This window comes from Streptomyces sp. CG4 (genome assembly GCF_041080655.1).
Lineage (GTDB): Bacteria > Actinomycetota > Actinomycetes > Streptomycetales > Streptomycetaceae > Streptomyces.
Map to the genome: position 1 here is coordinate 321,038 of NZ_CP163525.1, position 10,464 is coordinate 331,501.

Here is a 10,464-nt window from a genome sequence, read left to right on the forward strand (position 1 = left end):
GGGCCGACGCACACGATCCGTTCGGAATCCAGTCCGAGGTATACGGCTTGAGGCTCGACGTCGACTTCACGCCCCTCCGAGACGGCACACCCGCCGGTGACGACTGCCTGCGAGCCGACCGCCGAGGCGGCTCGCAGGCAGCACGTTCATCGGGAGCCGGTGAGACGCCGACGGGCGGGCGCTGATGCATCCTCCGGTTTCGGCACGAAGACATAGGCGAGTACGGAGCCGGTGATCCCGGTCGCAGCGGCGGCGATCAGCACCCGGTTCAGGCCCTCCGACAGAGTGGAACCAGCGTGCTGGAACAGCACGCCGAAGACCGAGACCCCGAGTGTCTGCCCCAGCTGCCGGAACGTGGTCATGGCTCCAGCGGCCATGCCGCCCCGCTCCGGCGGCAGCGCCGCGAAGACCGCTGCCCCCATGGCCGGACCCATCAACCCCACACCGATGCCGGTGACCGCCAGCCCCACCGTAAGAGAGCCGGCGGACGAGCCGGCGTCCAGCCCCGTCTGCAGCAAGCAGCCGATCCCGCTCAGCAGCAGGCCAGTGGCGAGGATCGCGCGCGGGGACTTTCCATGGAGCCTGCGCCCGCTGATCAGTGAGGTGCCAAAGGAGGCCAGGGCGAGTGGCATGAGCGCGAGCCCGGCGCGAACCGGCCGCAGGCCGAGCCCGGACTGGAGCCACAGCGAGGTGTAGACGAGCGCCGCGAAAGCGGCCGTGGAGGCGACCACGCACATCAGCACGGCCGAGAAGGACGCCTTGGAGAACAGTCGTACCTCCAGCAGGGGCGCGGAGCTGCGCAGTTCGACGCGGACGAAGGCGATGAGCGAGAGGACTGCGAGGGTCAGCAGCCCCAGCACCCTGAAGGACGTCCAGCCCTCTTCGCCGGCCACCGTCAGGGCGTAGGTGAGCGAGCCCGCACATACGGCGAAGGCGATCGTGCCCGGCAAGTCGATGCGCGTCCCGGCGCCCCGCCTTCCTGCGGCCAGGACCCGCAGGGCCAGTGCGACGGTCACGGCGACAAGGGGAAGGTTGAGGAAGAAGACCGCCCGCCAGCTGAAGTACTGGGTGAGGGCGCCGCCGATCATCGGCCCGACGGCGGCGGCCAGGCCGGTCACCGCACCGAAAACGCCCATGGCCCGCCCCATGTCGGGTCCCCGGTAGACGGCGCCGATCAGGGCGAACGTGGTCACGGCCAGCGCCGCGCCGCCGATGCCCTGCATTCCGCGGGCCGCAATCAGTACACCCGCGTTCGGGGACAGGCCACAGACCAGCGAGGCTACGCCGAAGACCGCCAGTCCAGCGACGTACACCGTGCGCGCGCCGAACCGGTCCACCAACGCCCCCATGGTGAGCATCAGTACGGCCAGGACCAGCGTGTAGATGTTGGCCACCCACTGCAGCGCGGACAGCGGGGCGGACAGTCCCGCCCCGATGTCGGGCAGGGCGACGGACAACACCGTGGTATCGAGAAGGAACATGAAAGTGCCGAGACAGACGACCACCAACGGCCACCACTTGCGCATGAGGCTTCCTCCGCAGAACGTGTCGGACGCCTCCACGGTCCGGATCAACTCCCGACCGCCACCACCCAGCCGTCCATTCGCGGCGAATACCGGCACACTGATGCCCCATGAAGACGGATACCGTCACCCTCGACACCATCGATCGGGGCCTGGTGCACGCCCTGCAGATCGACGGCCGGGCCCCGCTGCGCCTCGTCGGAGAGGCTCTCGGCGTCTCCGAGAACACCGTCGCCCGCCGCTACCGTCGCCTGCGCACCACCGGCGTCCTCCGCGTGGTCGGCACCCTCAACGGGGCCCGCCTCGGCTACCACGCCTGGACCATCCGGCTCCAGTGCACGCCGGACGCGGCCACCGCCATCGCCAAAGCCCTGGCCGCCCGCCCCGACACCTCCTACGTCCATCTGCTCTCCGGCGGCACCGAGATCTCCTGCAGCGCCCTGACGTCCACCACCGACGACAGCGAAGCCCTGCTCCTGCACAGACTCCCCAGAACCAGTCGCGTCACCTCCGTCACCGCCCACCTGCTGCTCGGCCATCACGCGCTGCCCAACAACTGGGCCGGGCCCGCCTGTCTCACCCCGGAACAGGCCGCGCTGCTCGCCCCGCCGCCCGCCGAGGACGCCGACATCTCCCTCGGGCCGGCGGACCGCCCCCTCTTCGACGTCCTGTCACGGGACGGACGGGCGAGCCACACCGAACTCGCGGCCGCGACCGGCTGGTCCGAATCCACCGTTCGCCGCCGACTCACCGCCCTGCGCCGAGCCGGCGTGCTCACCTTCCTCGTCGACATCCCACCGGCCGCCCTCGGCTTCCGTGCCGAAGCCCGCCTCTGGATGTCCGTGCGCCCCTCTCAACTCACCGCCGTGGCCGCCGCGCTGGCCGGCCATCCCGAAGCCTCGCTCGTGGCACAGACCACCGGGCCGACCAATCTCCTCGCGGCCGTCAACTGCCGGGATTCCCTCGACCTCGCGCGATACCTGACCGAGAGAATCGCCTCACTCGACGCGATCCACACGATCGAGACAGCCCCCGTCATCCGCACGGTGAAACGAGCCGGCACCCTGCTTCCGCTCGAACGCTGAACCACGAACAGCGCACGATCGTCGACGACGGCATGGCCGTCTACGCCCGGTTCGGCCGGATGGCTACGACAAATCCGGTCAGTTTCAGCTGAGTTCGGTGGGTCGGGTGGAGCAGGGCGACTGAACTCGTCGTACGGGGTGGAGTATTCGGCGCCCGGGCTCGCCGCTGGGGCGGGCGAGATGGTCCGGGCGCCGGTGGGGGGCTATGCCTGCACGGCTCAGCGGACCGTCACGTTGAAGACCGGTGAGGCGGTGTTGCCGCTGACGATGCGCAGGTCGTTCTTGCCCTTCAGGCCGAGCTTGACGCCGAGCGAGTAGGAACCGTTGCGCAGGACCGGCGCGGACGCGGGCAGGCTGACCCACTTGCCGCGCTGCTTCTGCTGGAGGGTCACCTTCGTGCCGGCCTTGATGCCGGTGGTCTTGCCCGTCACCCGGAACAGCTGCCAGGCGCGGACCGAGGACGCCGACGGGGTGGCGGTGATGCCGGCCTTTGCGGCCTTGGCCGCCGGGGCCTTGTGCACAACGGCGACGGGAGACGCGGCCTGCGCGGCGGGGGTGGCGGCCATCGCGGTGCCCGCGAGGGCGACGGAGGCCGCGCCGAGGGCGCCGACGACGGCTATACGCAGGGAGCGTCGCTTCGAGACCATCACAGATATGTCCTTTTCTCAAGCTAGGTCGGATTTCTGCACTGAAAGCGCACTACGTGTTGATTGGCGTAGTCATGAGAAATGACGTGACGAGAGGGCCAGGCGTTCATCGGCGCTTTGTCGCTGTCTTGTAACAGCCCTCAGGAGCCGGCGAGTAGCAGCCCTCACGAGCCGGCGGGCGATTTCCTCGGGGCTGCGGCCGGCGCGATGGACAGCGGGGCTACGGCGACGGCGCGTCGCAGGGCGGTGCCGGCAGCCCCTGGGGCACCGCCGTGGTCGAGGTCACGTGTCGCCGGGGTCGTTCCCGTCGGAAGGGTCCCGCTCCGTCCGAGGTGCCGAGGACGGGGGGAACAGGAGATCCTCGTAGAGGTCCAGCGCGAACAGGACGAGTAGCAGCATCACCGGCACGAGCAGGGCTAGCACAACCATGATGCCTCCCGGCACGACAGTGACCACGGGAACGGCAACGGCAATCGGTCCGCTTCCAGCTTGCGCCGAATGGGGGTACTCGGCACGCCGAGACGGCAGGACTGTAGGCCGGTCGAGTGACTCTGTCCGCGAGGTACGGGCTGAGAGGTTTAGCCGGGAGGTTCGACCGAGGGGTTCATACGTCTCCGGGCCTAGGTCCCGTGCCCCATGTGCGATTCGATCATCCTGGCTAGGGTCGGCGCTCATGGAGAACACCGGGATCGTTCGTCGCCAGACAGTGGAACGCAGGCGTGACACGCTGGCACGGCTTGCTGCCGAGAGGGATGTATGGGTGTCGACGGCGCACCCCGATCATGGGCCGCATCAGGTGCCCCTGTGGTTCTTGTGGGACGGGCGAGCGGTGTGGATGTGCACCGGTGCCACCTCCGTGACCGCGCGGAACGTCCGTAAGGAGCCCCGCGTGCACCTGGGGCTTCCGGACACCTTCGATGTGGTGCTTCTCCAGGGTGAGGCGGAGTGTTTCCCGGACACGGAAGTGCCTGACGAAGCAGCGGAAGCCTTCGCCGGCAAGTTCGGGTGGGATCCGCGCGCGGAGGAAGGACCCTTCCTCTACATCCGTGTGGTGCCGAAGACCGTGCGTGCCTGGCGCGGGGAGCCGGAACTACGCGGCAGGCTTGTCATGCGCGACGGCACATGGCGGGAGTAGCGGGCCTCCCCGGCGCGTGCTAGGCGCTGAGAACCTTCCGGACCTTGCGTACGAGCTTGACGATGCCCCAGACAGCCAGGCATCCCAGACCGAGCAGGAACAGGATCGCCTGCCACAGGGGCATCTTCTTCGTTCCGGAGGACGAGCCGCCGTAGCTGTGGCGGAAGGAGCCGCCGCCGCTTGTCGACCTCGACCTCTTGGAACCACCGCTCTTACTGATGCCGCCGCCGGTTCCTCGCTTCCACGGCACCGCGACGTGCGCGGGCGGGGCGGTCGGAGTCGCACTCGGCCGACGACTCGCGCGCCAGGGCGAGCCCGCCGCTGCGCCGCAGACCCGACGGAAGGGCCTGCATGAATGAACGCGAAGGTATCGCGTTGTTTTGTAGCGGGCCCCTTTCGACCTCGTCGGAGGATCGTGCTGTCCTGTGCGCAGGACCAGCCGCAAGAAGCCGCAGATTCAGACGCTGAAGCAGTTCGCGCCGATCCTGCTGATCCTGCCGACGCTGTCCACCGCGCCACTGCGCGGCACCCATGACCACACGCGACCTCTTCACCCCTGGCCGGGCATCAAGAGTCTGCCAGCCACGCCAGCAAACGGCCTTGCGACCAGCAGCGGCCAATGGCCTCGGCGCGCAGAGCTGTCCGGTCGAACACCGCCAGACCGATGATGCTGTGTCCGGAGGCGCGGCGATCGCCGAGTGTCGGTATCGACGGCGCGACTCCGACCCCCTCCGCTGACACCCAGGCCACCGCCCGGCCTGCCGCCGCTTGGTCGAGCCGGTGCAGGAAGCGCAGCCGGCGCTCGAGCGGGAAGTGCGACAGCGTCCACGTCGTGGTGACGACAGGCAGAGCGTCCTCGGGCACGCGGGCGAAGGCGTCCGGCAGCACCTCGACGGCATCACCCCGCAGCAGTGTGGGAGGGGCTTTCGCCGCCAACGACATCTCCGCTTCGAGCCTCGCGATCCGCTCAGGCTGATCCGGCGACACGCAGGCGCGCAACCACCGGGCGTCCTCCGCGTCGGTCACGTCGACCGGATCGAGGTCGACGCCGATCCGGGCGACGACCTCGGGCATCGCCCGCGTCGGGACGGGTCGGCCTCCCGCGATCGACGACGACTGCTGCACGGGAGATGACGGGTCGCCCAGCGACTGTCCGTTGCTGTACGTGATGCCCACGCGATCGACTTGGAGATCGAGCCCGGCCGAACAGCCCACGTCGATCAGCCCGACCGCATGCGCGCCTGCCCGGCGCGCCACCTCGGCGATGGCCGGATACAGCACGGCGCAGCGTCCGGTCTCGTTGGTCCGCGTCTTCCGGCGCACGGCGATGGCCACGACCGAGTCGGTCATGCGCAGCAGCGTGTCGATCGCCGCGTCGGCGGCGGCGTCGCCGTCCGCAGCGGCATAGGCCGCGGCAAGCGCCGGCGCGCGTCCGGCGAGGGCGAGGTCGTGCAGCGCGGCGAGGATCACCGTGGGGTGCCGCTTGCGCGCAGGCGCCGCCTTTATGGCGCGTAGCGCCTCGTCGGACTCGCTCAGGGCGACGGCGACGCGCTCGTACAGCGGCGATGTTCCGGCGGCGTCGACTTCACCGAAGTGCCGGTACACCTGAGCAAGTGTGCGGGCCCTGCCCACAGGTTTGGCGCTTCCCCCCGTCGATCCTGGCATCCCGGCGATTCCAGCCATCGGCACAACAACCCCCCACCCCTTACCACGGCGGCCCAGAAGCGCCGAGGAGATCCCACCTGACAGGAGACCAGGCACCTGCTCTCACACGACCTTGGGGGCACACGGGGTGAAGCCTCGCCCCGGCCCCTCCGCGACCCCGCCGACAGGCTACTTCTTCGGAGACAAGTCGAGCACGGCCTGCCCGTCGTGGACATCCACCACCCGGAAGCGCAGCCCGTTGAGGCTGCCGGTGCCTCCCTCGCTCACCGACGTGGACAGGAACACGCCCTCGCCCGAGGCCTGTACGACGACCGAGCTCGCCGTGATGCTGGTGACCTCCAGCGAGCCCACGCCCAACCTGCTCTCGACCGGAATGCGCGTCGGTTCCCACGTGACGAGGATCTGGCAGCCGTCGCGTCCACGCGCAGGGCGACGGCGAACCGTGCGTCGACCGGACGTGCCGGTCAGCCGTTCAGCGCCGTCGCCATGGCGGCGAGCATCGGCCCGACGCCCGCACCCCCTCGATCAGTTCGTCGCACCGCCCGATGACCCTGATGGCAGCGCCCGTCTCCGGGCACGAGGGCGGCCGGCCTGGGGCCACTTGATGCATGGATGCAGCGTGCCGAGCCCCGGCGCGCCGAAAAGTGTGACGCAGTTCCCTCGGCGCGGGAAAAGTTCATCTCTCGGCATGCCGCGGCGCCGTGTTTGAGCGAACAGCGGCGGCCCGACACCGGCTTCGGGCAGGTCAGGCAGGCCGAGCATGGTGCGTCACGTGGCGTCCACATCTGCGGCTCACGTCAGTGGTGGACGGTGACGGCATTCCTGACGCGGCGGTGAAAGTCAGAGGCCCCGAGACAAATGCGTTGCCCGAACGGGCAGGGGAAGCGCTTTCCCGTGACCGAAGTCACGATTGACCGTGACCGGTTCCTTTCCTTAACCGTCCGGCAAATTAACGGACTGTAAAAGGACGCCTCGCCGGACCGCCCGAAGAGTAGGCAAGTGACACGGCAAGAGGGGCAGTTGACAACGTTGGCCTAGACAGATAGCGTCTGTTTCTGCTATGAGCATCTATTCTTGATTTGGCACTCGACCAGCAAAACCGCGGACGACCGAGACAGCGCCAGCCAGAATTTGACCGAAACCATTCGCCCACGGATTCCGAATCATCCGTGGTGCTACCGGCGGTAAGTATCGGCACGGCAATGGGACGAGCATTGCGACCGGTCCGCAGGTACGCGACAAGGGGACCACAGGATGCGACGCGTCTTTGACGGTGCGGTTGCGCACACCGGCAGACGGACGGAAGGCGTTCGGCACGTCGGCGTGGCGGTGTGGTGACACATCCTTCCCCGAGGCGTCTCCGGACAGCAGGCCTGACCAGCCGGTTCCGCTTCCGTTCCACATCCTGTCAGGTGCCGTTCGCCAGACCCGGGACAAGTCCGGCGCGCCGCCTTTGCGGCAGTGCCGTAGCCCTTACAAACTCTCCGACGGACCGGCGCGCGCCGCCGCCTCGTGACGCGAGAAACAGGGCATGACGTCACTCGGAAAAACAATCTAGGGGGGACTCACGATGCAACTTTTCGGTCGTACGAGGGAACTACAGGTCCTGGGCGAGGCGTTCACAGACAGTGCGCGAGGACATGGCCGGCTCGTGATCATCACAGGCGGCCCCGGATCCGGCAAGACCCAGCTGGTGCACGAATTCCTCACCACGCTGAACAGCACCGATGCGCGCATACTGACCGGTACGACATGCTCGACGGAGCAGGATCGTCCGATGAGCCTCGTCAGGCAATTACTGCGAAACGCCGAGGCGGAGTGCGCCGTACCCCACCACGCCCCGCCCGCAATGAACTCCCGGCCGGAAAACCGCCGTTCTTGGCCGCCCGGGCACCGACTCGGGCATGCGCCCGCCGGAGAAGAGGCCGCCGAGGCCCTCCTGCGCCTGGCCGACGAGCGCCCTCTGGTGATCGCCGTGGACGACGCCCACGCCATGGACCGGGCCTCGTTCCAGACCATCGTCCGCCTGCTGCGCCGCAGCCGCTCCCGGCGCCTGCTCGTGGTGTGCGCCACCTCAGGACACTTCAGCGACATACGCTCGCCCGCGCACACGGAACTCCTGCGCCAGCCGCACCGACGGGTACGGCTGGCGCCGCTGTCGGAGGTGAGCGTCGGCGAACTCCTCGCCGCACAGGCCGGACACGCCCTGCCTGACACCCTCCGCGGCGCCTACCACCGGGCCACCGCGGGCAACCCCCTTCTCGTGCACGCCCTGCTGGACGACAGCACACGCTTCGGCCCCGAGATCGGCCGGCCCGTCGCCGGCGCCGCCTACCGCCAGGCGGTGCTGTCGCTGCTGCACCGCGGTGAAGCGAGCCATGTGCGCGTGGCCCGCGTCCTGGCCGCCCTTGGCACCCTCGCGGGCACCGTCGCCGTCGGAGAGCTCACCGGTACCACCGCGGCCGGCACCCAGGAAGCCGTCGACGCTCTCAACTCCGCGGGTCTGCTGGACGGTCACGCCTTCCGACACCCCACCGCCGCCGCGGCCGTCCTGGAGGACATGGACGCCGCCCTGCGCACCGACCTGCACGGCCGGATCGCCCACCTGCTGTACCGCTCCGGTGTGCCCGCCGTAGAGGTGGCGCGGCACCTCCATGCCGCGGGCCTCGTCCCGGAGGGCTGGGGCGCGGCCATCCTGCGCGCCGCCGCCGAACAGGCTCTCGCCGCGGACGATGTGGAGCGCTGCACCGACTACCTCGGTCTGGTCCTGCGCGACTGCGCCGACGACCTCGAACGCCACGCCCTGTCCGTGGCGCTGGCCCGCGCGGAGTGGCGCACCAACCCGGCAGCCGCCGGACCGCATCTGGAACCGTTGCGCAAGGACGCGCTGGACGGCGGCCTGAGCATGCGGGACACCGCCACCGTCCTGCGCTACATGCTGTGGCGGGGCGACACCGAACTGGCCGCCCAGGCGGTCGCCAGCCTCGTCCACGCCCAGTCGCCCACCGACGCCCAGATCGTCGCCGAGGTGGAGTTCGTACGGCAGTGGTTCTACGGCGTGGCGCTGCCCGGCAAGGGCGCCCCGGTCGCCGGCTTCGACCCGCGCCGCCGCCCCACGCACGCCGACACCGGTGGACTGGGCGCCCGGGTCGCGGCGCTCATCGGCGGTGAGGCGACCGACGACTCCGCGGCGGCCGTCGCCCAGGCCCTCCAGGGACACCAACTGGACCATCTCAACCTGGAGTTGGTGGCCATGTCGCTCCTGGCGATCGCCCACGCGGACCGGCCGGCGCTCGCCGCAGAAGCCTGCGACGCGCTGCTGGAGCGCGCCGTCGAGCGCCGTGCGACCACATGGCAGGCCCTGCTCGGCAGCATCCGGGCGGAGATCGCCCTGCTGCAGGGAGACGTGACCACCGCGTCGCAGGGCGCGCTCACCGCTCTCGGCACACTGAGCGCCCAGAGCTGGGGGGTGCTCATCGGTCTCCCGCTGTCGACGGCGATCGCCGCGTACACGGCCATGGGCTCCTACGCCGAGGCCGAGGAACTGCTCGGCCACGATGTGCCCGAGCAGATGTTCCGCACCGTGTTCGGCATCCAGTACCTGCGCGCCCGCGGCCACCACTACCTCGCCACCGACCGGCCCTTCGCCGCGCTCAACGACTTCGAGACCTGCGGACGGCTGCTGCGCGAAGGCAACCCCAGTCTCCAGAAGGGCATCCCCTGGCGGTCCGACCTGGCCCTGGCCAACCTCCGGATCGGCAAGGCCCGTACGGCCCGGGAGTGGGCCGAGGAGCAGCTGCGGCTGCCCGGAGGCCACAGCTCCCGGGCGCGCGCCATGGCGCTGCGTCTGCTGGCCGCGACCTGCAAGCCGCACCGCCGGGCCTCGCTGCTGCGTGAGTCGATCGACCTGCTCAAGACCTGCGGGGACCGGTACGCGCTGGCGCAGGCGTACGCCGACCTGTCCGCGGCCCACTACGAGTTGGGCGAGTACGCCCGGGCCCGGCTGGTGGCCCGGCAGGCGGCGCAGGAGGCCGAGGCCTGCCACATCGAGTCGCCGGTCGACGCACATCTGCTGGAGGATCCCGCGCGGCCGGAGAGTCCCGAGTCCGAGGACGGCCCCGCCATCCTGAGCGACGCGGAATGCCGGGTCGCCGGGCTGGCCGCGCTCGGGTACACCAACCGCGAGATCAGCGGCCGGCTCCACGTCACCATCAGCACGGTGGAGCAACACCTCACCCGGGTCTACCGCAAACTGCAGGTGGCCAGCCGTTCGGAGCTGCCGTCGAAGATGCTGGAGCACCGCATACCGAAGCTGTCGGACCGCTGGGCCAGCACGCACTCGTCCACGGGCTGACAGCGCTCCCTTTCTTCGTGCCTGTCCTGAGAGCGCTCCCTCTCGTCGTCCACGC

General features: G+C 69.8%; 8 protein-coding genes. 3 read left to right on the plus strand and 5 right to left on the minus strand.

The features are described from left to right. Positions 1-146 precede the first annotated feature (146 nt). On the minus strand, positions 147-1,526 hold the full coding sequence (locus AB5L52_RS01655; protein ID WP_369362354.1) for an MFS transporter: 1,380 nt from the start codon (positions 1,524-1,526) through the stop codon (positions 147-149). A 107-nt stretch (positions 1,527-1,633) separates the two neighbouring features. On the opposite strand from AB5L52_RS01655, the gene AB5L52_RS01660 reads away from it, so the two are divergent. Next, positions 1,634-2,608 (plus strand): Lrp/AsnC family transcriptional regulator, encoded by a 975-nt coding sequence (locus AB5L52_RS01660; RefSeq protein ID WP_369362355.1) that lies wholly within the window; start codon positions 1,634-1,636, stop codon positions 2,606-2,608. A gap of 218 nt (positions 2,609-2,826) precedes the next feature. Here AB5L52_RS01660 and AB5L52_RS01665 read toward each other — a convergent pair whose 3' ends face one another. Next, entirely contained in the window at positions 2,827-3,255 is a 429-nt protein-coding gene (locus tag AB5L52_RS01665) for a hypothetical protein (protein ID WP_351028727.1), read from the minus strand. Between the two features lie 282 nt (positions 3,256-3,537). Then, a complete protein-coding gene (locus AB5L52_RS01670) occupies positions 3,538-3,684 on the minus strand; it encodes a hypothetical protein (RefSeq protein ID WP_351028729.1) in 147 nt (48 codons plus the stop codon). 244 nt (positions 3,685-3,928) lie between these two features. On the opposite strand from AB5L52_RS01670, the gene AB5L52_RS01675 reads away from it, so the two are divergent. Continuing rightward, a complete protein-coding gene (locus tag AB5L52_RS01675) occupies positions 3,929-4,390 on the plus strand; it encodes a pyridoxamine 5'-phosphate oxidase family protein (protein WP_369362356.1) in 462 nt (153 codons plus the stop codon). A gap of 567 nt (positions 4,391-4,957) precedes the next feature. Here the strand turns inward: AB5L52_RS01675 and AB5L52_RS01680 are convergent. After that, positions 4,958-5,995 carry a DUF2332 domain-containing protein gene (locus tag AB5L52_RS01680; RefSeq protein WP_369362357.1) on the minus strand — a complete coding sequence of 346 codons (1,038 nt, stop codon included), beginning with the start codon at positions 5,993-5,995 and terminating at the stop codon, positions 4,958-4,960. 228 nt (positions 5,996-6,223) lie between these two features. Continuing rightward, a complete protein-coding gene (locus AB5L52_RS01685; protein WP_351571248.1) occupies positions 6,224-6,406 on the minus strand; it encodes a hypothetical protein in 183 nt (60 codons plus the stop codon). Positions 6,407-7,625: 1,219 nt separating this feature from the next. Here AB5L52_RS01685 and AB5L52_RS01690 point away from each other — a divergent pair. Next, the gene (locus tag AB5L52_RS01690; RefSeq protein ID WP_369362358.1) at positions 7,626-10,409 is read left to right on the plus strand and encodes an AAA family ATPase; all 2,784 of its coding nucleotides are present in this window, start codon (positions 7,626-7,628) and stop codon (positions 10,407-10,409) included. The last annotated feature ends 55 nt before the right edge of the window (positions 10,410-10,464 follow it).